22 protein-coding genes and 2 tRNA genes are annotated in these 22,443 nt (G+C 69.7%); 11 read left to right on the plus strand and 13 right to left on the minus strand.

The window, feature by feature from the left end; genetic code table 11:
* Window positions 1-364: 364 nt before the first annotated feature.
* Together IEZ13_RS16185 and IEZ13_RS16190 are read left to right on the plus strand one after the other, a co-directional pair.
* Window positions 365-682, plus strand: a complete 318-nt coding sequence (locus IEZ13_RS16185) for a hypothetical protein (RefSeq protein ID WP_183221751.1) — start codon at window positions 365-367, stop codon at window positions 680-682.
* A complete protein-coding gene (locus tag IEZ13_RS16190) occupies window positions 679-1,071 on the plus strand; it encodes a hypothetical protein (protein WP_183221749.1) in 393 nt (130 codons plus the stop codon). The genes IEZ13_RS16185 and IEZ13_RS16190 overlap by 4 nt, the downstream gene beginning before the upstream one ends.
* A 920-nt stretch (window positions 1,072-1,991) precedes the next feature.
* On the opposite strand, the gene IEZ13_RS16195 is transcribed toward IEZ13_RS16190, so the two are convergent.
* From IEZ13_RS16195 to cmk, 3 genes are all read right to left on the minus strand, one after another.
* Window positions 1,992-2,065 (minus strand) — tRNA-Pro (locus IEZ13_RS16195).
* 51 nt (window positions 2,066-2,116) lie between these two features.
* On the minus strand, window positions 2,117-3,553 hold the full coding sequence (der, locus tag IEZ13_RS16200) for a ribosome biogenesis GTPase Der (RefSeq protein WP_183221747.1): 1,437 nt from the start codon (window positions 3,551-3,553) through the stop codon (window positions 2,117-2,119).
* Window positions 3,550-4,230: a (d)CMP kinase gene (gene cmk, locus IEZ13_RS16205; protein ID WP_183221745.1), complete on the minus strand. Its 681-nt coding sequence runs from the start codon at window positions 4,228-4,230 to the stop codon at window positions 3,550-3,552. The genes der and cmk overlap by 4 nt, the downstream gene beginning before the upstream one ends.
* Before the next feature lie 118 nt (window positions 4,231-4,348).
* Between cmk and IEZ13_RS16210 the strand changes: the two genes are divergently transcribed.
* Window positions 4,349-5,023: an enoyl-CoA hydratase-related protein gene (locus IEZ13_RS16210; RefSeq protein WP_183221743.1), complete on the plus strand. Its 675-nt coding sequence runs from the start codon at window positions 4,349-4,351 to the stop codon at window positions 5,021-5,023.
* Window positions 5,024-5,118: 95 nt separating this feature from the next.
* On the opposite strand, the gene IEZ13_RS16215 is transcribed toward IEZ13_RS16210, so the two are convergent.
* From IEZ13_RS16215 to IEZ13_RS16240, 6 genes are all read right to left on the minus strand, one after another.
* Window positions 5,119-6,033 (minus strand): DMT family transporter, encoded by a 915-nt coding sequence (locus tag IEZ13_RS16215; RefSeq protein WP_183221740.1) that lies wholly within the window; start codon window positions 6,031-6,033, stop codon window positions 5,119-5,121.
* An 80-nt stretch (window positions 6,034-6,113) separates the two neighbouring features.
* Window positions 6,114-7,043, minus strand: coding sequence for an LLM class flavin-dependent oxidoreductase (locus tag IEZ13_RS16220; RefSeq protein WP_183221738.1), 930 nt, complete (start codon window positions 7,041-7,043; stop codon window positions 6,114-6,116).
* A 95-nt stretch (window positions 7,044-7,138) separates the two neighbouring features.
* A tRNA-Cys gene (locus tag IEZ13_RS16225) sits at window positions 7,139-7,213 on the minus strand.
* A gap of 14 nt (window positions 7,214-7,227) precedes the next feature.
* The gene (locus IEZ13_RS16230; RefSeq protein WP_183221736.1) at window positions 7,228-8,367 is read right to left on the minus strand and encodes an ankyrin repeat domain-containing protein; all 1,140 of its coding nucleotides are present in this window, start codon (window positions 8,365-8,367) and stop codon (window positions 7,228-7,230) included.
* 169 nt (window positions 8,368-8,536) lie between these two features.
* Entirely contained in the window at window positions 8,537-8,929 is a 393-nt protein-coding gene (locus IEZ13_RS16235; RefSeq protein ID WP_183221734.1) for a hypothetical protein, read from the minus strand.
* Between the two features lie 299 nt (window positions 8,930-9,228).
* Entirely contained in the window at window positions 9,229-10,353 is a 1,125-nt protein-coding gene (locus IEZ13_RS16240; protein WP_183221732.1) for an acyl-CoA dehydrogenase family protein, read from the minus strand.
* 94 nt (window positions 10,354-10,447) lie between these two features.
* Here IEZ13_RS16240 and IEZ13_RS16245 point away from each other — a divergent pair, with 94 nt between their 5' ends.
* The gene (locus IEZ13_RS16245) at window positions 10,448-11,884 is read left to right on the plus strand and encodes an aldehyde dehydrogenase family protein (protein WP_183221730.1); all 1,437 of its coding nucleotides are present in this window, start codon (window positions 10,448-10,450) and stop codon (window positions 11,882-11,884) included.
* On the opposite strand, the gene IEZ13_RS16250 is transcribed toward IEZ13_RS16245, so the two are convergent.
* Window positions 11,885-12,517 carry a GntR family transcriptional regulator gene (locus IEZ13_RS16250; RefSeq protein WP_183221728.1) on the minus strand — a complete coding sequence of 211 codons (633 nt, stop codon included), beginning with the start codon at window positions 12,515-12,517 and terminating at the stop codon, window positions 11,885-11,887.
* A 67-nt stretch (window positions 12,518-12,584) separates the two neighbouring features.
* Between IEZ13_RS16250 and IEZ13_RS16255 the strand changes: the two genes are divergently transcribed.
* The 5 genes from IEZ13_RS16255 (at window position 12,585) to IEZ13_RS16275 (ending at window position 17,325) form a co-directional block, all read left to right on the plus strand.
* Window positions 12,585-13,598: an LLM class F420-dependent oxidoreductase gene (locus IEZ13_RS16255; protein ID WP_183221726.1), complete on the plus strand. Its 1,014-nt coding sequence runs from the start codon at window positions 12,585-12,587 to the stop codon at window positions 13,596-13,598.
* Between the two features lies 1 nt (window position 13,599).
* Window positions 13,600-14,517: an oxygenase MpaB family protein gene (locus IEZ13_RS16260; RefSeq protein WP_183221724.1), complete on the plus strand. Its 918-nt coding sequence runs from the start codon at window positions 13,600-13,602 to the stop codon at window positions 14,515-14,517.
* Between the two features lie 69 nt (window positions 14,518-14,586).
* The gene (locus IEZ13_RS16265) at window positions 14,587-15,849 is read left to right on the plus strand and encodes a M14 family metallopeptidase (RefSeq protein ID WP_183221722.1); all 1,263 of its coding nucleotides are present in this window, start codon (window positions 14,587-14,589) and stop codon (window positions 15,847-15,849) included.
* A gap of 130 nt (window positions 15,850-15,979) precedes the next feature.
* Window positions 15,980-16,762 (plus strand): S1 family peptidase, encoded by a 783-nt coding sequence (locus tag IEZ13_RS16270; RefSeq protein WP_183221720.1) that lies wholly within the window; start codon window positions 15,980-15,982, stop codon window positions 16,760-16,762.
* Between the two features lie 71 nt (window positions 16,763-16,833).
* Window positions 16,834-17,325, plus strand: a complete 492-nt coding sequence (locus IEZ13_RS16275; RefSeq protein WP_183221718.1) for a pyridoxamine 5'-phosphate oxidase family protein — start codon at window positions 16,834-16,836, stop codon at window positions 17,323-17,325.
* A 17-nt stretch (window positions 17,326-17,342) separates the two neighbouring features.
* Here IEZ13_RS16275 and IEZ13_RS16280 read toward each other — a convergent pair whose 3' ends face one another.
* Both IEZ13_RS16280 and IEZ13_RS16285 read right to left on the minus strand, forming a co-directional pair.
* Window positions 17,343-17,885, minus strand: coding sequence for an NADAR family protein (locus IEZ13_RS16280; RefSeq protein ID WP_229794731.1), 543 nt, complete (start codon window positions 17,883-17,885; stop codon window positions 17,343-17,345).
* Between the two features lie 48 nt (window positions 17,886-17,933).
* Window positions 17,934-19,028, minus strand: coding sequence for a glycoside hydrolase family 26 protein (locus tag IEZ13_RS16285; RefSeq protein WP_183221714.1), 1,095 nt, complete (start codon window positions 19,026-19,028; stop codon window positions 17,934-17,936).
* Window positions 19,029-19,304: 276 nt separating this feature from the next.
* Here IEZ13_RS16285 and IEZ13_RS16290 point away from each other — a divergent pair, with 276 nt between their 5' ends.
* Complete coding sequence (locus IEZ13_RS16290; protein ID WP_183222028.1) at window positions 19,305-19,922, plus strand: hypothetical protein; 618 nt, start codon at window positions 19,305-19,307, stop codon at window positions 19,920-19,922.
* A 171-nt stretch (window positions 19,923-20,093) separates the two neighbouring features.
* On the plus strand, window positions 20,094-20,504 hold the full coding sequence (locus IEZ13_RS16295; protein WP_183221713.1) for a hypothetical protein: 411 nt from the start codon (window positions 20,094-20,096) through the stop codon (window positions 20,502-20,504).
* Window positions 20,505-20,553: 49 nt separating this feature from the next.
* Here IEZ13_RS16295 and IEZ13_RS16300 read toward each other — a convergent pair whose 3' ends face one another.
* Window positions 20,554-22,389: an AMP-dependent synthetase/ligase gene (locus IEZ13_RS16300; protein ID WP_183221711.1), complete on the minus strand. Its 1,836-nt coding sequence runs from the start codon at window positions 22,387-22,389 to the stop codon at window positions 20,554-20,556.
* Window positions 22,390-22,443: the final 54 nt, after the last annotated feature.

A 22,443-nucleotide genomic window follows, 5' to 3' on the forward strand; every position in this document is an offset into this window, starting at 1 on the left:
AGTCGCACGGCCAGGGCGGCGGTGGTTGCGGCGAGGGCGAAGCCGGTCCACGACTGTACGGGTTACAGGACGAATCCGGTGATGGCGAAGGCGGGCAGCAGGGCGGCGTAGGCGATGCCGTGCCAGCGCAGTCGCCGGTCGGTGCGGGCGATCGCGGTGCCGAGGACGATCGCGGACACGATGAGCAGTAACGTGGCGGTCAGGGCGGTGGCAAAGAACGCGGGACCGTAAGCGGTGTCGGCGTTGAGGGCACAACCTGTTCAAGGGCAAGATCGCCAACCTGATCGGGATCGACCTGGTCAATCCGGCCGCCGACCTGGTCTGCGATCTGCTCGAGGCCCCGATCCAAGCCGGCTCCATCGACGTGATCCTCGCCCTCGGCTGCCTCAACTTCGGCACCCGGGAACTCATCGCACAGCAGCTACGGCATCCTGTGTCCTGGCCGAGTCCCGCCGGCCGGAACGTCATGCGCGCCAACCCGGGCCTGCCCACCGGGCCCGGGTTGGCGTTCTTCGCCTGGTCACCGCAACACGTCGACGCGATCGGCGCTGCCGCCGGGCTACGCCGCGACGACCAGATCCGCTACGACACCTACCGCAACAGCCGCGGTGACGACGAACCCCGCCTCGTCCGCCTCTACCGGCCGGCCGGTACTGCTGCCACTGCGGCTGCGTCCCGATGACCTGCGCACCCGCCACCGGCAAGAAGCCGGCACGCCGCTACGGACGCTGGAGCCTCGGCGCGATCCTCGGCGGCGTCATGGGCTTGGCCCCGCACCTGCTGCACCATGTCGGCCTGCTCGCCGGCACGGCGCTGCTGGCAGGAATCGGCGGCGCCGCACTGTTCGCTCTGCTCGGCCTGGCCGCGATGCTTCCCATGCTGCTGCGCCTACGCCGCCGCTTCGACAGTTGGTGGGCGCCGGGCATCGCGGTGACCGTGTTCGCCGCCATGTTCGCCGTGTCTACGCTGGTCATCGGTCCCGCGCTGCGGCCCGGCAACGACAGCCCCGCCCAGCACGGCCCGACTCCGTCCGCGCCGGCATCCGGTGAACACACCCGCCATCACAACTGACAAAGCCCGCCAGCGCTCAGCCATGCAGCCGGCGAACCCGCCGACATCGCCAGCAGATCGGAGAGCACGAACCCAACCACCCGCACGTACTCGACGCAGCAGGCGGGATGTCCGACTCGGCCAGCAAACGAACCACCGGCCCGTACGAGCGCACCAGCGCGGTCGCCGCGACTCCGCCGACGAATAGATCACCGTAGGCGGCCCCGAGGGCCGTCACCGACCAGACCGCGGGATCCAGGTGCGGGCGCACCGAGGCACGCAACGACGGAAACAGATCAGCGAGCGTCATGACGGCCATCCCGGAACGACGGAAACAGTATTCATGAAATCAGCCTCAGCCGGACGCTCGGGAGCGGCAAGACGCTGCTACACGATGTTGACGCCCCCAGTCCAATACTGACCCCCCCATACACTCGCCGATGCAGCCCCGGGCCTGTTGTCAGGGCCGGCGCCAGCCCGCCACGGGCACATCAGTCGACCGCCGGGACTGCCGCGGACAACCTGGGACAACCGCAGCCAACTTCCGCGCCCGCCACCAACCACGATCATGGATTCACCGGTCCGCAAAAAGCCGGCGAACCAAGCAAAGATCACCGTACGGGCGTTCGTGTCAGCGAAGTGTCGTGATCATCCACATAGGAGGTAGGTATGCATCGACGTTTGGCATCGCGGACAAGAAGGCCCGACACGCCAAGATCTGACTGGTCACGCCCTGGATGACCTGCTCAGCCGAGGTTCCAGAAGGCGATTTCGATTCAGGTTGAAGCCGTAAGGACTGTCGAGCACAAGCAGGCAACGACGATCGGCCGGAATCCCGGCATAAACCGTACGCGCGTACGTGCAAAAACACGTGTCGCGCCACCGCGAATGCATCAATATCGACGAATGAAAAAGGCCAGCTACGCTGGCCTTTTAACAAGTCGGGCTGACAGGATTTGAACCTGCGACCCCTTGACCCCCAGTCAAGTGCGCTACCAAGCTGCGCTACAGCCCGATCCCGCCCGGAACCCCAGCCCCGCGCGACATCTCCTAAAGACTACCAACCTCACCCGTGGGCTTTTCCGCGACCCCCCGGCCCTGTCTTCTTGCGGGGCTTCACCGAGATCTCCACCGGCGTGCCCTCGAAGCCGAACTCCTCGCGCAGCTTGCGCTCGATGAAGCGCAGGTAACCGGCGTCGAACGGGCCGGTCGTGAACAACACGAACCGCGGCGGGGCCACGCCGGCCTGCGTCGCGAAGAGGACGCGCGGCGCGCGACCACCACGAACGGGGTGCGGCGTGGCCTGCGTCAGGGCGGTCAGCCACTGGTTGAGGGCACCGGTCGGGATCCGGGTCTCCCACGACGCCAGGGCGCGGCGGATCGCCGGGGCCAGCTTGTCGACGGCGCGGCCGGTTTTCGCGGAGATGTTCACCCGGACGGCCCAGGTGACCCGCTTCAGGTCCCGGTCGATCTCCTTGTCCAGGTAGAACCGGCGGTCCTCGTCCACCAGGTCCCACTTGTTGAAGGCGATGACCAGGGCACGCCCGGACTCGATGACCTGGGTGATCACCCGCTGGTCCTGCTCGCTGATCACCTCGCCGGAGTCCAGCAGCACCACCGCGACCTCGGCGGCCTCGACGGCGCCGGCGGTGCGCAGGGACGCGTAGTACTCCGTACCGGAGGCCTGGTGCACCCGCTTGCGGAGTCCGGCGGTGTCGACGAACTGCCAGACCTCGCCGTCCATCTCGACCAGGCTGTCGACGGGGTCGACGGTGGTGCCGGCGACCGAGTCGACGACCGCCCGCTCCTCCTTGGCGACCCGGTTGAGCAGGCTCGACTTGCCCACGTTCGGGCGGCCGACCAGCGCCACCCGGCGCGGACCGCGGGGACCACCCTCGGTGACCGGCGGCGTCGGCGGCAGCGACTCCAGGATCTGGTCCAGCAGGTCGCCGGAGCCACGGCCGTGCAGGGCGGAGATAGGGTACGGCTCCCCGAGCCCCAGTGACCACAGCGAGACGGCCTCGAGTTCGAGGTTCTGGTTGTCCGCCTTGTTGGCGACCAGGATGACCGGCTTGTGGCTGCGGCGCAGCATCTTGACGGCCGCCTCGTCGACATCCGTGGCGCCGACCGACACGTCGACCACGAACACGACCACATCGGCGGTCTGCACCGCGATCTCGGCCTGGTTGGCGATGGCCGCCGCACGGTCCTTGGCGTCGGGCTCCCAGCCGCCGGTGTCGACGACGGTGAACCGCCGCCCGCTCCACTGGGCGTCGTAGGGCACCCGGTCGCGGGTCACGCCGGGCTTGTCCTCGACGACCGCCTGGCGACGGCCGATGATCCGGTTGACCAGCGTGGATTTGCCCACGTTGGGCCGCCCGACGACGGCGACGACGGGCACCGGGCCGGTGAATTCCTCGGAGGAGGAGTCAGCGGAGGAATCGGAAAACTCGAACCCGCCCTCGAAGTCGTTGAGATCGAGGCCGGCGGGAAGTTCAGTCACTTACTTACCTTGCTGTTGAGTAGACCGAGAAGATGCTGGACGACCTCGTCGATACCCATACCGGTGGTGTCGACCTCGATGGCGTCGGACGCCTGCTTGAGCGGGTCGACGGCACGGCTGGAGTCGAGCTTGTCGCGGCGGGCCAGGTCGGCCTCGGTCGCGGCGACGTCGGTGGCGTTCTCGGCGCTGCGGCGGGCGGCGCGGGCGGCGGCCGACGCGGTCAGGTAGACCTTGAGGTCGGCGTCGGGGGCGACCACGGAGGCGATGTCACGGCCCTCGACGATGATCCGCGGGTGGGCCGCGATGATCGCCCGCTGGAGCGCGACCAGGTGCTTGCGGACCGCGGGGACGGCGGCGACCGCGGAGACCGCGCCGGTCACCTCGGAGCCGCGGATGGGTTCGTCGACGTTGATGCCGTTGGCGGCGAAGTGCGGGGCCGTCGGGTCGGTGCCGATCGACAGCTCGGTCTCCAGCGCGATCTTGGCGATCGCGTCGGGGTCGACCAGGTCAGCGCCACCCTGCAGGACCGCCCAGGTGATCGCCCGGTACATCGCGCCGGTGTCGAGGTAGACCCCGTCGACAGCGCTGGCCAGTCGCCGGGAGACGGTGGACTTGCCCGATCCGGACGGGCCGTCGACGGCCACCACGCACTTCTCCGGCCGTTCCGAAAGCGCCACCGTTCCTCCTGAGGGGTTCTCATGGCAAACCAACCCTCCCATTGTGCCGGGGCTCGGAGCCATCGACGAACCGGGGCCGGTCCGCTATGTTACCGACAGGTAACTAAGGAGGCCCGACATGCCGACCCTTGACCGCCACGACGACGTCTACGTCCTCGACCTCGGCGACACCGAGAACCGGCTCCATCCCGACATGCTCACCGCACTCAACAAACTGCTCGACGAGATCGAGGCGGACATCCGGAACGCGCCACGCCCGGTAGCCCTGGTCACCACCGCGAGCGGCCGCCACTACAGCCTCGGGCTCGACCTCGACTGGCTGGCCGGGCACCCCCAGGAGCGCCTGGCGTACGTCATCTCCGTACACGATCTCTTCGCCCGGATCCTGACCCTCCCGATGGTGACCGTGGCCGCGATGCCCGGCCACGTCTTCGCCGGAGGCGCCATGCTCTCCCTCGCCCACGACCTGCGCATCATGCGCGCCGACCGCGGCTTCTGGTGCCTGCCGGAAGCGGACATCAACCTGCCCTTCACCCCCGGCATGAGCGCCCTCATCCAGGCCCGCCTCACGCCGCAGACCGCACACGAGGCGATGGTCACCGCCCGCCGCTACGGCGGCCTCGAAGCCGCTGAGCTGCGCATCATCGACCAGGCACTCCCCGCCGACGAGGTCCTCCCGACCGCGATCTCGCTCGCCGCGTCGCTGGCGGGCAAGGCCAGCGACGCGCTGGGCACGATCAAAACCCGCCTGTACCCCGAGGTTCTGCAAGCGTTGCGCTCACCCCAGCTCTAGGCGTACGCCCAAAGCGCACCGCCCAGCGCAAAGCCACCGGCTTCCCCTCGCCCAGGAGGCCGGTGGCGGCTGCCGGCCCCGCCCCGCGGATTCGGTCAGCTGCTGCGGGCGGGCTCGTCGTGACGGGCTCGGGTGGGGCGGCTGCGGGAGACGGCTACGCCTGCCAGGCACAGGGCGCCGCCGGCCAGGGTCAGCCAGCCGGGCACCTCGCCGAGGATCAGCCAGGACATCAGGACGACCACGGCCGGGACCGCGTACGTGGTGGAGCCCATCTTTCCCGCGGTGGTGCGGGCCAGTGCGTACGCCCAGGTCGTGAACGCGATCGCGGTGGGGAAGACGCCCAGGTAGACGACGTTCAGGGTGATCGCGACGGGGGCCGCTCGGACGTCGGCGATGAGCTGGCCGGCGAACGGAAGGCAGGCGATCGCGCCGATCACACAGCCGAACGTGGTCGCCTGCAACGCTGACGCGTGCTTCAAGGCGGGCTTCTGGGCTACCACTCCGGCCGCATAGGTGACCGCTGCCACCAGGCACAGAACCACGCCCAGCACCGAGGAGCCGCCGTCGCCGGACATCGAGTAGCCGACGATGACCGTACCGGCGAAGGACACCGCTATTCCGGCCAGCAGGCGTGGCGGGAAACCCTCGTGCAGCAGCCAACCGGCCAGCAGGGCCATGATGGCCGGGCCCACGTTGACCAGCATGGCGGCGGTGCCGGCGTCGACGAGCTCCTCGCCCCAGTTGAGGGCGACCATGTAGCCGCCGAACCACACCACCCCGGAAATCAGGATTCCCGGCCAGGCGGCCCGCGGCGGCAGGCCCTGGCGGCTGATCAGCAGGAAGATCAGCAGGGTGAGGGCGCCGGCCAGCAGGCGGCCCAGAGCCAGCGAGCCGGGGGCGAAATGTGGGGCGGCGGCCCGGATTCCGACGAACGCGGACGCCCACAACACCACCGTTACGGCTGCGGCTACGACGGCGGAACGCTCCGGGCGTACGAAATCTGGGGTCACGTGGGACAAGCTAAGCGTGGCGCGCGGCACGCGGCTAGCGAGATTCGGACATCGCGTTGGGCGGCGCCGCGGCAGGCGGATCAGGATGATGCATGGCTCGCGGTCAGGAGGCCGAGGGACTGGATCGCGTCGAAGGCGTCTTTGCGGACCGCGTAGCGGGTGATGCCCCAGCGCTTCTCGTGGCGTTCGATCGCGGCGCGGATCTCGGCGGGCGTGCCGATCAGCACGAACGGCGCGGCCAGGACGTCGGCGACCGTCATGCCGAGGCGTTCGGCGTGGGGTGCGGCTTCGGCCTCGGCGTCGTCGGTGACCGCCACGATCTGGACGAGAGCCTCCAGGGCGGGCGGGGTGTCGCGGCCGGCCGAACCCGCCGTGACCTGCTCGATCTGGTGGTCGATCTGGTCCGGGAGCCAGCGGGGCTCGTGCCGGTGGCCGTCCTCGAGGGTGCGGCCCAGGCCACTGAGGCCCACGATGTCGGCGTGTTCGCCGGCCCAGCGCAGCATGCGGGTGTTGGCGGTGCCGAGGAGCAGCGGGATGCGTTCCTGCACAGGGCGGGGCTTGGCGAGATGGGCCTCGTGCATGTCGAGTCCGGCCTGGTGGACGGTGACGGTGTCGCCGGCGAGCAGGGCCCGGGTGGCCGCGGCTACGGCCAGGCAGCGGTCCACCCGGTCGTTGACGCCCGGTCGCTGCCGGCCGATCGCCTGCCATTCGGCCGGGGTGTGCCCGGCGCCGAGGCCGAGCCGCGCACGGCCGCCGGAGACCACGTCCAGGGTGGCGGCGTCGACGGCCAGGTGGATCGGCTCGCGTACGCCCGCATTGGACACGTAGGCGCAGAGGCCGATCCGCTCGGTGACCGCCGCGGCGGCGGCGAGGGCCACGCTCGGGGCGGCGCAGGATCCGGGATGGTCGGGCGAGTAGAGGGCGTCGAACCCGGCGGCCTCGGCCCGTCTCGCCAGGGCGAGCCAGGAGGCGGCATCTTCGGGTACGGCCTGGAGCGCGAAGGTCGTCACCCGGTTGAGCCTGGCAGCGCGCCACTCCCCCGGGAACCCGATTATGCGGACGGCAGACGGTGGGCCGAAACCGCGTGCGCTGGCCGGAAGGGGAGTGAGGGCCGACCGGATTCGAACCGGTGTCCTCCGCCTGTGCAGGGCGGCGCGACGACCTCTGCGCTACGGTCCCCACTCGCGCGACAGCCTAGCGGCCGCCGGGGTCGAAGCGTTCGGCGAGTTCCCGGAGCACGGTTGAGCGGTGGCGCAGTGTCTCGTCGGCCGTCTGGTCGGCGGCGATCCGGCACTGGGCGGCCTGCATCCGCAGCCGGGGGCCGTGGTGGCGCATCTCCTCCGACGGTTGCAGGGACGCGGCCAGGAATGTCACCAGGTCCATGTCCTCGCTCTCGACGACGTGGCCGAACGCGTCGGGGGTGATCAGCGCGCCCTGTGCGGCGAGGCGGCGGGCCAGGGTGGCGTCGGCCGCGTGGGCGCCGACGCGCAGCGTGTTCGTCACCGGGACCTGGCGGGTCAGCAGCCATTCGACGGCCGGGAGATGCCGGTTGGCGAGGGCGATGTCGATCGGGGTGAGGCCGTTGCGGACCGGTTCGGCCACGTTGCAGCCGGCGGCGGCCAGGCGGTCGAGCAGGTCGATGTCGCCGGTCGCGGCGGCGCGGTCGAGGCCGATGCGCCGCATCCGGGGCTGTGCGGCGATCTCGCCCCGTGCCAGCGCCGCACGCCAGTCGAGAATCGTCGACCGGGCCAGATCCCGCAGTTTCTGGGCCACGTCCGGTGATTCGTCGCCCAGTTCGTCGATCGCGTCGCGCAGTTCGAGGCCGGAATCGCCGCCGTTCCACGGGTCTTCCTCCAGGGCCAGCCGCCCGAACAACTCGGTCAGCCCGGACGCCAGCGCATCGGCGTGGTCACCGGTTTCCAGCTCCCATCCGGGTGGGAGTCCCTGCTGCCAGTAGACGACGGCGCCGCCGCCGTGAGTGTCCACATAGAGCCGGTCGAGGTATTCGAATCCGCCGAACGGCAGATATCGCAGCTTCGGTGATCCGGCCAGCTCGGCCTCGTGGTCGATCCATCCCCACAGGTCGTGATAGCCGTCGTGGGAACCGAACACCTCGCTGAACGAGACGGGCGCGTCCAGGTCGTAATCGAGGCGCCCGCCGAAAGCGGTCCGCCACAGCGCGACCAGTTCCACCGGAATGGTTCCGGAACATCGCGCCGCCACGGCCGCGAGGGTTTCGCCGTCGATCGGCGGTTCCGCTTCGGTGATGATCCGGTTCGCGAAAACCACGATCCCGGCTTCGGCGGCGGTTTCCCGGTCTCTTTCGCTCAGCACGGGGCCACTCTCTCAAATTCATCACCCCTTTTCCGGTACGGGACTGGCAGTTCCGCCGCATTCGCCCCGTTCCCGGGAGTTCCCGGCGATCTTCTGCCGGGGCGCGCCCGTGCGGCCGCATCCGGGCTTAGCTGCCGAAACAGGCGCGAAAACAAGGTGCCGAGCCGCCTCAGCAGGCCGCGATGACCGCGGCCGGTAGTCCGGAGGCCTGGCAGCCGTACCATTTCTGCTGGTATCCGTCGACCTTGACGGTGAGGGTGTCGGAGGAGTCGGCGTACCGGAGCAGTTCGACGGTGCCGGTGGTGCCCCAGACCGGGTATTTCAGGGTGATCGTCGACTCGGACACCTCGTAGGTGAAGGTTTTCTGACTCTGTACCGGCCATGCGGTCTGGCTGGGTAGATAGGTCGTCGAATACCCGCTGCCGGTGCCGGAGTCGAAATGCCAGATCAACGACGGGGTGAACTGGTCGCCACCGGGCTGGTACCAGATCTCGTCGTCGCTGTCGGCGCTGGCCGGTGTCGCGATCAGGAGGCTCGCGAGGAATCCCGCCAGAACCGCCATCCGCCTGATCGTCGCCGTTCCCATGGCATCCCCGCCTTCCGTAGCCGCTTCACACCACGGTATTCGCGGCATTACCGACAGTGAACGGAAGTCATTCCGGGGAGCGGTTCACGACCGTCCACCGGGTTACCGGCATTGCGATCACCGGGCCGGATGTGGTGGCGGCACTGAAGCCCTGGTCGCAGTCACGCCCGCAGCGGGCCTACGGCCTTGACCCGGCAGACGGCCGTCCCGAACTGGCGGGACGGCCGTCGTTGTGGTTGTGGTGCGGGCTCACCCGTACCGGAAAGGGGTGGTCTTCAGAGGCCGTAGGTCTTGCCGATGATGTCGCGCTGGATTTCGCTGGTGCCGCCGTAGATCGTGCTGACGAGGGTGGCGCGGACGTGGCGTTCCATGTCGTATTCGGTGGCGTAGCCGTAGCCGCCCATCATCTGCATGCCGGCCAGCGCCACCTGGCGGGCGACCTCGGTGGTCTTGAGTTTGACCATGGAGCTCTCGCGCGGGAGGACCTTGTGGGGGTCGCGGTCGGTGAGGGTGGCGACGCGGTGGACGAGGAGGCGGCAGCATTCGATCTCGGTGGCCAGGTCGGCGACGCGGTGGCGCAGGGCCTGGAAGGAGCCGACCGGGCGGCCGAACTGTTTGCGCTGCTTGATGAAGTCGAGGGCGTCGTCGAAGGCGCGCTGGGCGGTGCCGAGCATGAGGGCGGCGAGGATGAGGCGTTCGACGTTGAGGCCGGCCATGAGTTGCTGCCAGCCGCGGTCGACGGTGCCGACGACGGCGTCGGCGGGGACCACGACGTCGGTGAGGTAGAGGTCGTTGACCTCCCGGCCGCCCATCGTCTCGATGCCGCTGATCCGCAGGCCGGGGCTGTCGGTGGGGACCAGCAGCATGGTGAGGCCATGGTGGTCGCCGGGGCTTCCCGCGGTGCGGGCGACCAGCAGGATGGCGTCGGCGATGTGGGCGTTGGAGCACCACGTCTTCTGGCCGTTGATGACGTAGCCGTCGTCGGTGAGCACGGCACGGCAGGAGAGGTTGGCGACGTCGGAGCCGGCTTCCGGTTCGGACATGGCGATGGCGTAGACGCGGCCGGTGGCGAGGCCGCCGAGGACGGTCTTCTTCTGGGGTTCGCTGCCGGAGCGTTCGACGGCGGCGGCGACGATCGCGGAGGTGGTGAAGCCGCCGACGGGGGCCTGACCGTAGCCGACCTGTTCGAGGAAGAGGCAGGTGTCGACCATGCCGGCGCCGGCTCCACCGTACTGGTCGGGGACGGTGACGCCGAGCCAGCCGAGGTCGGCCATCTTGCGATAGATGTCGGGGTGGTGGGGGCCGTCGCCGCGCTGTTCGCGGGTGCCGGTCTCCCGGCGGCAGAAGTCGGCGACGGCGTCCACGAAGGCCCGCTGCTCATCCGTTAGATCGATGCTCATGTCGTCACCTTCCGATGGTTTGTGCAGGTGGCGCGTAATGTTGACAGCGACCGTAACATATCAAATATCAAATTTTCAGCGTCGGGAGTTCGCCATGGGCACTGTCTTGCGCTCCTACTCACCCGGCACCACGGACGTCGTCGGGGAGTACCCGGTCGCCGATTCCGAGGCCGTCCGGGCCGCCGTCGACCGGGCCCGGGACGCCGCCCGCTGGTGGGGTGGCCTGAGTTTCAAGGAGCGCCGGGTGCGGCTGCTCGCCTGGAAGCGGGCGATCGCCACCCGGATCGAGGAACTGGCCGCACTGGTGTCGGCGGAGACCGGGAAGCCGGTCGACGACGCCGTCCTGGAGGTGATGCTCGCGGTCGAGCATCTGGACTGGGCGGCCCGCAGCGCGCCGAAGGTGCTGGGCCGGCGGAAGGTGCCGTCCGGGATGCTGGCGGCCAACCACGCGGCGACAGTGGAGTACCTGCCGCTCGGCGTGGTCGGGGTGATCGGGCCGTGGAACTATCCGGTCTACACGCCGCTGGGCTCGGTGTCGTACGCGCTGGCCGCCGGCAACGCGGTCGTGTTCAAGCCGAGCGAGCACACCCCCGGCACCGGGCAGTGGCTGGCCGAGGCGTGGCCGGGTGAGCAGCCGGTCCTCCAGGCCGTGGTGGGTGACGGCACGACCGGGGCGGCGCTGTGCTGGTCCGGAGTGGACAAGATCGCGTTCACCGGGTCGGCGGCGACCGCCCGCAAGGTGATGGCGGCCTGCGCGGAGACGCTGACCCCGCTGGTGGTGGAGGGCGGCGGCAAGGACGCGCTGATCGTGGCGGCCGACGCCGATCTGGACGCGGCGGCCCGGGCGGCGGCGTTCGGCGGGTTCGGCAACTCGGGGCAGACGTGCGCCGGCGTGGAGCGGGTGTACGTGGTCCGGTCCGTCTACGAGGACTTCCTGAACCGATTGCAGAAGCTGGCCGAGTCGGCGTCGTACGGCCCGATGACCACCCCGGAGCAGCCGGCGATCGTCCTGTCGCACGTGGAGGACGCGCTGGCCCGCGGCGGCCGGGCCATCGTCGGCGGGCCGGAGTCGGTGCGGGGCGCCCGGATCGCGCCGGTGGTGCTGGCCGACGTGCCGGAGGACTCGACGGCGGTGACCGAGGAGACGTTCGGGCCGACGCTGGTGGTGAACCCGGTCGCCGACCTCGACGAGGCGGTCCGCCGGGCGAACGCGGTGAAGTACGGCCTGGCCGCGTCGATCTTCACGAAGGACGCGCACGCGGCGACCGGCATCGCGCGGCGGCTGCGGACCGGGGCGGCGTCGATCAACGCGGTGCTGGGGTTCGCCGGGGTGCCGTCACTGCCGTTCGGTGGGGTGGGTGACTCCGGGTTCGGCCGGATCCACGGGGCGGACGGGCTGCGCGAGTTCTCCCGGGCGCAGTCGGTGACCCGGCAGCGGTTCCACGCGCCGCTGGATCTGATGCGGCTGGACCGGGACCCGAAGGTGATGGCGCGGGCGGTGAAGCTCTTCCGGATGCGCCACGGGCGCTAGCTAGCTGTCCCAGATGCCCAGGCCGTCGAGGTGTTTGACCAGGCGCTCCGCCCCATCGGTGAAGTGCCTGGTCATCGCCGTGCGGGCGCCGGCCGCGTCGGCTTCGGCGAAGGCGGTGAGCAGCGCCTCGTGGTCGGTGCGCATGCCGTCGCGCCAGCCGGGGTCGGCGGAGTAGACGCGGGCCGGGGTGTAGCGGGTGGCGGTGCGCAGGAACCAGCTGAGCTTGCGGGAGTGGGCCATCCGGTTCACGGCACGGTGGAACTCGTACTCGCACGTCTCGACGTCGGCGGCGCGGCGGGCGCGGGCCACCTTGGCGTGCGCCACCCGCAGCTCGGCGAGCTGGGCCTCGCCGATCGCGACGGCCACCCGGGCGGCCAGCTCACCGGCGATGTCGCCCTGCAACTGGAAGACGTCGAGAATGTCCTGCCGGGACAGTGGGGCCACCACATATCCTTTGCGCGGCTCCAGGATGACCATGTCCTCGCCGCGCAGTGTCAGCAACGCCTCCCGGACCGGGGTGATACTGACCCCGAGGCCGGCGGCGACCTCCTCGAGCCTGATGCGGGCGCCGGGGCGAAGGTCTCCGGACATGATCCTGGTCCGCAGCGCGGATGCGACCTCTTCGGAGAGCATGTCCGTCTACCTCTCGCTTTATCGGGCTTCACCGTATCAAATATCAAAAAACACGGGAGGTTTGACGATGCGCCTGGCAACGACACTGATGTATGCGGGAGACCCGCGGACGACCGCGGACGAGGTGGCCGGCTGGGAACGGGCGGGCCTCGACATCCTGTGGGTGGCGGAGGCGTACGGGTTCGACGCTCCCACGATCATGGGCTATCTCGCGGCGAAGACCGAGCGGGTGCAGATCGGCTCGGCGATCCTGCCGATCTATTCGCGTACGCCGGCGCTGCTCGCACAGACGGCGGCCGGGCTCGACGCGATGTCCGGCGGCCGGGCCATCCTGGGACTGGGCGCGTCCGGGCCGCAGGTCGTGGAGGGCTGGCACGGGGTGCCCTACGACAAGCCGATCGGCCGGACCCGGGAGATCATCGAGATCTGCCGGGCGATCTGGCGGCGCGAGGTGATCGAGCACGACGGGCTCTACCGGATGCCGCTGCCCGACGGCCTCGGCAAGCCGTTGAAGATCCTCACCCGCCCGGTGCGCGACCGGATCCCGGTCTACGTGGCGTCGCTGGGCGCGGCGAACGTCCGGATGACCGCCGAGATCGCCGACGGCTGGCTGCCGTTCCTCTACATCCCGGAGCGCGCCGCCGACGTGTGGGGCAAGCCGCTGGCCGAGGGCGCGGCGAAACGGCCGACCGATCTGGCGCCGCTGGAGGTGGTGGCCGGCGGTCCGCTGGCGATCGGCGACGACGTGACCGGCCTGCGGGATCTGGCCCGGCCGATCGTCGCCCTGTACGTCGGCGGGATGGGCGCCAAGGGCCGCAACTTCTACCACGACGTGGTCAGCCGGTACGGGTTCGAGGCCGCCGCCGACCGCATTCAGGAGCTGTACCTGTCCGGACACAAACAGGAGGCGGCGGCCGCGGTCCCCGACGAACTGCTGGAGCTGACCAGCCTGATCGGCCCGGAGTCGTACGTCCGGGACCGGATCGCCGCGTACAAGGAGGCCGGAGTGACCGTGCTGAACGTGATCCCGTTCGGTGACCCGCTGCGCCAGATCGCCCGTGTGAAGGAGTTGATCAGCTGAGATGGGCCGTTTCGACCTGGCGAGACGCATCGCCGCGCTGGACCCCGAGAAGGACCACCTGGAGATCTACCAGATCTCCTCCGGACAGGAGTTCCCCTGGGACTACACCCGGGCGCTGGAGTTCGCGCTGTTCCGCACCTACTGCGTGCCGAGCATCTCGAAGCTGCTGGCGGCGACCGGCGAATTCCGGGACAGAGCACAGCGACGGTACGACGACACGGCGCTGCTGATGGCGGAGATGGCGGCGCACGGCTACGACTCGGACCGCGGCCGCGAGGCGCTGAAGGTGGTGAACCGGGCGCACGGCAACTACGCGATCAGCAACGACGACATGCTCTACGTGCTGTCGACGTTCATCTACGACCCGATCGACTGGATCACCCGCTACGGCTGGCGGCCGCTGCACTCGAACGAGAAGCTGGCGGCCTACTTCTACTACCGCGAGGTCGGCAGGCGGATGGGGATCAAGGACATCCCGCAGACCTTTCCGGATTTCCGGAACTTCAAGGATTCGTACGAGGAGAAGCACTTCGTCTATTCGGACACCAACCGGGAGATCGGGGAGTACACGGTCGGCCTGTTCGCCGGCTGGTTCCCGGGGTTCGCGCGCCCGGCCGTGCGCCTGGGTGTCCGCGGGATGCTCGACGACCGGATGCTGCGGGCGTTCGGGTTCGAGCCGGCCCCCGCGTGGGTCGGCGCCCTGGCCGGAGCCGGTCTGAAAGCCCGCGCCGGGGCGTTGCGGTTCTTCCCGCCGCGCCGTGAGTCGGTGCTCGGCAGGCCGAAGAGCAACCACACGTACCCGGGTTATCCGACCGGTTACCGGCCGTCCGACCTGGGTGCGCCGCCTCCGCCGGACGATCTGCCGGAGGAGCTGCGGCGGCCATCACGTCAGGACCAGGGGAATATTGACATGGCCTGATGCATTGCTGACCTTCTATCTCTGGGGGTTTGCTGTGAGCACTGTCTTCCCCAGATCCGGAGGTCGTTCATGAGACGACGGTCCCTCGCGGTGCTCGCCGCGGTCGCGATGTGCGCGACCGCGGCGATCAGCGCCTCCTCCCCCGCCACCGCCGAACCGGTGCCCGACCCCGCCGGCGAGTACGAGATCTACGACGTCCGCACACTGGCCCAGCGCAACACGATCACCCGCACCGGTGTGTCGATCGACGACATCGAGCACGGCGTCGCCACGGTGACCGCCACCGGCGCCGAGGTGTCCCGGCTCAAGCGGCTCGGCTTCACCGTCGAACCGGTGCTGCGCACGCTCGACTTCCCGCCCGCCGACTCGGCCTACCACAACTACGCCGAGACGATCGCCGAGATCAACTCGGTGGTGGCCGCGTACCCGGCGATCGCCAGCAAGCGGGTGCTCGGCACGACGTACGAGGGCCGGCAGATCGTGGCCGTGAAGATCTCCGACAACGTGGGCACCGACGAGTCCGAGCCCGAGGTGCTGTTCGACGCCAACCACCACGCGCGTGAGCACCTGACCGTGGAGCAGGCGCTCTACCTGCTCGGCCAGTTCACCAGGTCGTACGCCACCGACACGCGCATCAAGAACATCGTGGACACCCGGGAGATCTGGATCGTCCCGATGGTCAACCCGGACGGCGTCGAGTACGACATCGCCACCGGCAGCTACCGGTCGTGGCGCAAGAACCGGCAGCCCAACAGCGGCTCCAGCTACGTCGGCACCGACCTGAACCGCAACTACGGCTACAACTGGGGCTGCTGCGGCGGCTCGTCGGGCAGCACGTCGTCGGCCACCTACCGCGGTCCGTCCGCGTTCTCGGCGCCGGAGACCCGGGTCATCCGGGACTTCGTCAACAGCCGGGTCGTCGGCGGGGTGCAGCAGATCAAGGTGGCCATCGACTTCCACTCCTACTCGCAGCTGGTGCTGTGGCCGTACGGGCACACCACGGCGAACACCGCCACCGGCATGAACGCCGACCAGGCCAACACGTTCGCCACGCTGGGGCGGCAGATGGCGGCCACCAACGGCTACACACCGCAGCAGTCCAGCGACCTCTACATCACCGACGGTGACTCGCTCGACTGGCTGTGGGGCGTGCACAAGATCTTCGCGTACACCTTCGAGCTGTACCCGGGCAGCTCGGGCGGTGGCGGCTTCTACCCGCCGGCCAGCGTGATCCCGGCGCAGACCTCCCGCAACCGGACGGCGGCGCTGATGCTGGCCGAGGCGGCGGACTGCCCGTACAAGGTGATCAACAAGCAGTCCACGTACTGCTGAGCCTCGCTTCCGATGGGCGGTTCCGGCTCCCGCCGGGACCGCCCGCTCGCGATATAAGCGAGCCGGGATGTTTATATCGACGCACATCAATGAAAAGCTCGGTGCACCCCAGATTCAGAGGAGAACCGAGATGCGCAGATGGCGAACCCTTCTGGCGATACTGGCCGCGGTCGTCACCGCCGCCACCATGTCCCCCAGCCCCGCGGCGGCCTCGGACCCCGTCACTCCGTACGTCGTCGGCGGCACCCGCGCCGCCCAGGGCGAGTTCCCGTGGATGGTCCGGCTCTCGATGGGGTGCGGCGGCGCGCTCTACAGCCCGACGCTCGTGCTCACCGCCGCCCACTGCGTCAGCCGCACCGGCGCCAACACGTCGATCACCGCCACCCTCGGGGTCGTCGACCTCCAGTCGTCCAGCCGCATCACCCGCAGGTCCAACTACGTCTACCGGGCGCCCGGCTACAACGGCAACGGTGACGACTGGGCGTTCGTCCGCCTCGCCAGCCCGGTGACCGGCATCGCCACGCTGCCGATCGTCACGTCCACGGCGTACGACAGCGGCACCTTCACCATCGCCGGCTGGGGCGCGGCCAGCGAGGGTGGCTCCCAGCAGCGCTACCTGCTCAAGGCCACCGTGCCGTTCGTCAGCGACGCCACCTGCAACTCCTCCGCCATGTACGGCGGCGACGTGATCGCCGCCGAGGAGATCTGCGCCGGCTACACCTCCGGCGGCGTCGACACCTGCCAGGGCGACTCCGGCGGCCCGATGTTCCGCCAGGGCGCGTCCGGCTGGGTCCAGGTCGGCATCGTCAGCTGGGGCGACGGTTGCGCCCGCCCGAACAAGCCCGGCGTCTACACCCAGGTCAGCTACTTCTCCGCCGCGATCCGCTCCGCCGCCACCAGCCTCGGCGGCTGACCGGCCTCCCGTTCCCCGCACGCCGGGCGCCCGCCGTTCCCGCGGTGGGCGCCCGGGTGTTTGCTGGGGGGATGACGATCAAGCCCACCCGGACACTGGAGCGGGACCGGCTCGCGGAGCGTGTCCTCAACCTGTTCGCGTCGCTGAACATGTGCGTGCTCGCCACCAGTGATCCGGACGGGGCGCCGCACGCCACACCGGTCCGCTACTTCTCGCGGGAGTTCACGCTGATCTTCACGTCGCTCGGCAGCTCGCCGAAGATCCGGAACCTGCGGGCCGATCCGCGGATCTCGGCCGGGGTCTTCGCGCCGCTCGCCGGGCCGGAGAGCAGCCGCGGGGCGCAGCTCTTCGGGACCGCGCGGGTGCTGGCGCCCGGGGACAGCGCCTTCGACGAGCACTGGGCGATCGTCAGCCCACGGATCGACGAGGCCGAACGCGCCGGCTTCCTCGCCGACCCGTCACGCTGCGTGCTCGGGGTGATCAGCCCGGCCCGGATCGTCTACACCGATCACTGGCTCAAACGGGACGGCTACGCCCCACGTCAGACTCTGACGCTCTCCTGAGGAAGGCGACCGCCCCGTTACCGCAACTCCTCGCGGACCCGCATGAGCGCGAAACCCAGCAGGTTGAGGCCGCGCCAGCGGGACGGGGACGAGGCGGCGTCGTCGTCGCGGGACAGGCCGATGCCCCAGATCCGGTCCCGCGGGCTGGCCTCGACCAGGATCCGGTCGCCGGTGCCCAGCAGGTAGGAGCGCAGCGCCGGGTCGCCGCCGAACTTCGCCAGATTGCCGGCCACCACGATCGGTACGCGGTGCTCGTTCCACGTCTTCTGATCGAAATCGGCCACCCGGCCGCCCAGCTTCTTCGCCTCGTGCGGATGCCCGGCGGCCAGGATCCGCTGCGCCATGGCGTCATCGCCGAACAGCACCGCCTTGCGCCACATCATGTAGTGCTCGGCCGTGGCGAACCGCGTGCCGTCCACCGTGAACGGCGACGGGAACCACTGACTGAGACAGCCGGCGCCGATGCTGCCGTCGTGCTCCGGCTGGTGCCCCCAGAAGAACAGGAACCTCAGCCGCTGCTCGGTGACCTCCGCCACCACCAGGTCATCAACGCTGCGCATCGCTCCGGACATCCCCGAAGTCTGCACGCCCCGCCCGTACGATCAAAATCAACCGCTGAAGCGGGGGCTGCGGGCCATGGCCTGGTAGGCAGCGAGCGCGGCGGAGTCGGTGTCGAAGCGGAAGTTGTTGTCGGTGCCCTCCTGGATGTCGGTGTCGAACCAGACGACGGCGCCGACCGCGGGCGTCTTCTCGACCCAGGATTGCAGCTGCTTGATCCACTTGGCCTTGCCCTGGACCGCGGCGGTCTCGGACAGGATGATCGGCTTCTTGCCGCCGAACCGGTCGGTGATCGGGTCGAACAGGGTCGACGGGGTCTCGTTGAAGAAGTTGTAGCCGGAGATGCCGACCCAGTCGACGTAGTCGTCGCCGGGGTAGTAGCCCTGCACCCTGTTCCAGGAGTCGCCGGGTGACGAGTTCCAGTTGGGACTCCACACCCAGGACACGTTGTCGGCGCCCTGCTCGGCGAAGATGCGGTGCAGGCGACGCCACACCTTCACGTAGTTCGCGGCGCTCTGACCGTTCTGTGCGCCGCCCCACTCGAACCAGTCGCCGTTCATCTCCCAGCCCCAGCGCAGCAGGATGGGGCGTTTCATGCCCTTGAGCTTGCGGGCGACCGAGCGGATGTTGCCGTCCGAGCCGCCGTCGAGGATGCCAGCGTAGGGGGCGCCGTGCCAGGAGACCATCAGGACGCTGCTCTTGGCGACCTCCGGCTCGGAGGTGGGCACATAGCCGTCCCACGGGTAGAACCGGTGGACGATCCGCTGCTCCCGGCCCAGCTGCCGGCGGCGCAGGGCGAGGCTCTGCTGGAGACTCCGGCCGCCGAGCGCCAGATAGGAGCCGAGCATCACCCGGTCGGCCGGGGCCTGGACGGCGCCGCCGAGACCGGAGGACGCCACGGTGGACACCGAGGCGGATGGGGCCGGAGCGCTGGAGGTGACGGTCATCGCCGAGCCGAGCCGGGCGGTCGCCCCGGGGGACGCGGACGGCGGCGCGGGCGGCGGAGTGCCTCCTCCCGCCTGCGCGGCCGGTGTCTCCGCTGACGACGCCGAGCCGCAGCCGGCGGCGCCGGTGAGAGCCAGCAGTGTCAGCAGCTGACGGCGCTTCAGCACACGCCCGTTGCCCGGCTCCAAAACGACACCCACCCCCGATGAGACGACCCGTGAATCCGCCTCATCATGCCCTACCGGCGCGGAACGCGTCTCACCTGAACAGCCGGATGACCAAGCCCACAGCCGGATCCCGGGCACTTTCCACCATGTCCGACAAGGCCTCCGCGGGCATTCTTGTCCGGTTGTCACCGGGCCGTCCGCGACCGTGTCGGCCGTTTCCCGGACGGTGACCGAAATGGCACGTAACTTCATCGGCGAGTGCCGGGGACGCTGTTCCGGCGGCCTCGGCGAGAATCAGGAGATTGGTTTATGAGAATTCGTAAGAATCGTGTTCTGGCCACCGGGTGCCTCGTCCTGGCGACTGCCGGGCTGGCCCTCACCACCGCCGCTCCGGCCGTGGCCGCGCCGGACACCGTCGTGGTGGGCGTGGACTATCCGCCACCCGGCGACCCGTATGGCGACGGCGGTGGCGGCTATCCCGGCGGGGACGACTACCCCGGCGGTGGCGGCTATCCGGGCGGTGGCGGCTACCCCGGTGGGGGCGGCTACCCCGGCGGAGGCGGCTACCCCGGCGGAGGCGGCTACCCCGGCGGAGGCGGCTACCCGGACGACAGCGGGATGCCCGGTGGAATGCCCGGTGGGATGCCCGGCGGCGGCTACCAGGACGACGACCGCAAGCCCGGTGGCTTCCAGGACGACGATCGCAGGTTCGACGACTTCCGCGACACCGGAAAGGCGTCGAAGAAGCAGTTCAAGAAGGGCTTCAAGGAGGGCTTCAAGGACGGCCTCAAGCTGTCCAGGAAGTCGTGCCAGCGTCCGTCGGGCTACCGGGACGCGCCGACGAAGAGCGGCGGAGCCTTCGAGCGCGGCTATGCGCAGGGATTCGAGTCGGGCTTCACGAAGGGGTCCGGGAAGAACTGCCGCTGATTGATACCACTCCGCGGGTTGGCTCGCGCGCTGTTACCTGAACGACCTCAGAAATCCGGCCGAACGTCTCTGCCACGCCGTTTCGCCGGATGCCCGCGGACTTGAAGCGTAGCTTTTTTGCCGAGTGCCGGAACGCCACAAAAGGCTCCGGCGACAACGGGGAGAGTACTCATGAAACTTCGCAAGAGTTGTGTCCTGGCCGCCAGCACGCTCGTCCTGGCGACCGTCGGAACGTCACTGACCGGATCGCCCGCGATGGCGGCGCCGGACACCAGCACCGCGATGACCGTCGCCTCCGTCTACCCGCCGCCGGACGATGACGACGACTACGACTACGGCTACCGGGACCGCTACCGGGACCGCTACGACGACGTCTACCGTGGCTACGGCGAGAGGGGCGCCTTCCGTGCCGGATTCGACCGCGGCTACGAGGAAGGCTTCCGTCAGGCCAAGCGGTTCTGCCGCAAGGCAGGCGGCTACAACTACCGGTACGGCGGCGGCTACCGCAACGCCTACGAGCGGGGTTACGAGCGCGGCTACGACACCGGCTTCGCCCGGGGATGGCGCATCTTCTGCCGCTGAGTGTTGTTGACGTCACCGGCCGGAACAGTGCTGTTCCGGCCGGTGCCGTTCATCCGCCGTACAGTGCGCCGATCTCGCCGGCGTAGCGCTCCTGGATCACCCGGCGGCGCAGTTTCAGCGTCGGGGTGAGCTCCCCGGTCTCCGGGGTCCACGAGCGCGACAGGATCCGGAACGTCTTCACCTGTTCCGGCCGCGACAGTTTCGCGTTGGCGACCGCCACCGCCGCCTCGATCTCGGCGATCAGCACCGGATCGCTCGCCAGCTCGGCGACGGCACTGGACGGCAGGCCCTTGGACCGGGCCCAGAGCGGGGCGATCTCCTCGTCCAGGACGATCAGCGCGGTCACGTACGGCCGCCGGTCACCCACCGCGACCGCCTGCGCGATGAGCGGATGCGCCCGCAGCAGGTTCTCGATCTGCGCGGGTGAGATGTTCTTCCCGCTCGAGTTGATGATCAGTTCCTTCTTGCGGTCGGTGATGGTGAGGAAACCCTCGTCGTCGAGGACGCCCACGTCACCGGTGGCCAGCCAGCCGTCGGCGTCGGTGATCGGCTCGATGCCGCCGTCGGCGCGCAGGTAGCCGGCGCAGACCAGCGGCCCGCGGACCAGGATCTCCCCGTCCTCGGCGAGCCGGATCTCCATGCCGCCGTTGGGCCGGCCGACCGATCCGGTACGGAAGTGCTCCGGCGTGTTGATCGTCGCCGTACCGGTGGTCTCGGTCATGCCCCACACCTCGAGGACGTCGATCCCGATGCTGGCCAGGTAGTCGAGCACCTCGACCGGAATCGGCGCCGCGCCGCTGCCGGCCCACAGCATGTTGTCCATGCCGAGTTTGGCGCGCAGCGGTTTGAGCACCTGGGCGTCCAGGGTGGCGTGCTTGGCGGCCAGCTCCTCGGGCACCGGCTGTTCGGCCCCGCGCAGCCGGTAGACCTGGAGGGCCACCTCCCGGGCCATGTCGACGGCCGCCTTGATCTGCGGGTCGGCGGCGGCGAGCTGCGCCTGCACCCCGGCGACCATCTTCTCCCAGATCCGCGGCACGCCGAAGAACGACACCGGCCGGATCTTGACCAGCCCGGCGAGAAGCTGGGCCGGGTCGGAGCAGATGGTGACGTGCCCGGCGCGGTAGATCGGGTTGTAGACGCCGAGGACGCGTTCGGCGATGTGCGCGAGCGGCAGGTACGCCAGCGACTCGGTGTGCTCCGGGGTGTCGATGGTGTGCTGCATGACCACGGTCTGGTAGATCACGTTGTGGTGGGTGAGCACGACGCCCTTGGGGTCGCCGGTGGTGCCGGAGGTGTAGAGCAGGGTGACCGGCTGGTCCGGCCGGACCTCCCGCCACGCCTTCTCGAACGCGGCCGGGTCGGCCTGGTGTGCGGCGGAACCGCGGACGGCGACCTGGCGCAGCGAGACCACCCGGTCGGCGTCGCTGTCGCCGGTGTTCTCCGCGTCGACCACCACCACCCGGCGGATCTCCGGCACCTCGTCGAGGATCGGCTGCCAGCGCTCCAGCGCCGCCTGGTTCTCCAGGACGACGATCTCGGCGTGGCTGTGCCGGGCCAGGTAGCGCAGCTGGTCGGTGGAGAGGGTGGCGTAGACGGTCGACGGGACGGCGCCCAGATGGGCGGCGGCGAGGTCGACGATCCAGTGTTCGGGCCGACTGGACATCATGATCAGCAGCCGGTCGCCGGAGCTCAGCCCCAGGTCGGCGAGCCCGCGGGAGACCACGGTGATCTCGTCGCGCAGCTGCCGCCAGGTCAGCGTCTCTGGTGAGCCGAGCCAACTGAGCGCCGGCAGATCGGGGTGTTCGGTGGCGTTGCGGTGCAGCAGTGCGGGAATCGTCAGATCGCGGGCGACGTCTGAGCATCGCTGTGCAAGGGCGGGATCCATGAGCTGCCTCCTGGAGAGCCGAAGACGGACGGCTATGGCGCGACTGTAAACGCG

The organism is Actinoplanes campanulatus, from assembly GCF_014647795.1.
GTDB classification, from domain to species: Bacteria; Actinomycetota; Actinomycetes; order Mycobacteriales; family Micromonosporaceae; genus Actinoplanes; species Actinoplanes campanulatus.

What these genes read in the sequence shown, in the direction of transcription:
- IEZ13_RS16275 (WP_183221718.1), top strand. Translation starts at nt 16,834, where the DNA reads ATGACGATCAAGCCCACCCGGACACTGGAGCGGGACCGGCTCGCGGAG.
- IEZ13_RS16270 (WP_183221720.1), top strand. Translation starts at nt 15,980, where the DNA reads ATGCGCAGATGGCGAACCCTTCTGGCGATACTGGCCGCGGTCGTCACC.
- IEZ13_RS16290 (WP_183222028.1), top strand. Translation starts at nt 19,305, where the DNA reads ATGAGAATTCGTAAGAATCGTGTTCTGGCCACCGGGTGCCTCGTCCTG.
- IEZ13_RS16245 (WP_183221730.1), top strand. Translation starts at nt 10,448, where the DNA reads ATGGGCACTGTCTTGCGCTCCTACTCACCCGGCACCACGGACGTCGTC.
- IEZ13_RS16210 (WP_183221743.1), top strand. Translation starts at nt 4,349, where the DNA reads ATGCCGACCCTTGACCGCCACGACGACGTCTACGTCCTCGACCTCGGC.
- IEZ13_RS16235 (WP_183221734.1), bottom strand. Translation starts at nt 8,929, where the DNA reads ATGGCGGTTCTGGCGGGATTCCTCGCGAGCCTCCTGATCGCGACACCG.
- IEZ13_RS16260 (WP_183221724.1), top strand. Translation starts at nt 13,600, where the DNA reads ATGGGCCGTTTCGACCTGGCGAGACGCATCGCCGCGCTGGACCCCGAG.
- IEZ13_RS16300 (WP_183221711.1), bottom strand. Translation starts at nt 22,389, where the DNA reads ATGGATCCCGCCCTTGCACAGCGATGCTCAGACGTCGCCCGCGATCTG.
- IEZ13_RS16190 (WP_183221749.1), top strand. Translation starts at nt 679, where the DNA reads ATGACCTGCGCACCCGCCACCGGCAAGAAGCCGGCACGCCGCTACGGA.
- IEZ13_RS16280 (WP_229794731.1), bottom strand. Translation starts at nt 17,885, where the DNA reads ATGCGCAGCGTTGATGACCTGGTGGTGGCGGAGGTCACCGAGCAGCGG.
- IEZ13_RS16250 (WP_183221728.1), bottom strand. Translation starts at nt 12,517, where the DNA reads ATGCTCTCCGAAGAGGTCGCATCCGCGCTGCGGACCAGGATCATGTCC.
- IEZ13_RS16295 (WP_183221713.1), top strand. Translation starts at nt 20,094, where the DNA reads ATGAAACTTCGCAAGAGTTGTGTCCTGGCCGCCAGCACGCTCGTCCTG.
- IEZ13_RS16255 (WP_183221726.1), top strand. Translation starts at nt 12,585, where the DNA reads ATGCGCCTGGCAACGACACTGATGTATGCGGGAGACCCGCGGACGACC.
- IEZ13_RS16240 (WP_183221732.1), bottom strand. Translation starts at nt 10,353, where the DNA reads ATGAGCATCGATCTAACGGATGAGCAGCGGGCCTTCGTGGACGCCGTC.
- IEZ13_RS16265 (WP_183221722.1), top strand. Translation starts at nt 14,587, where the DNA reads ATGAGACGACGGTCCCTCGCGGTGCTCGCCGCGGTCGCGATGTGCGCG.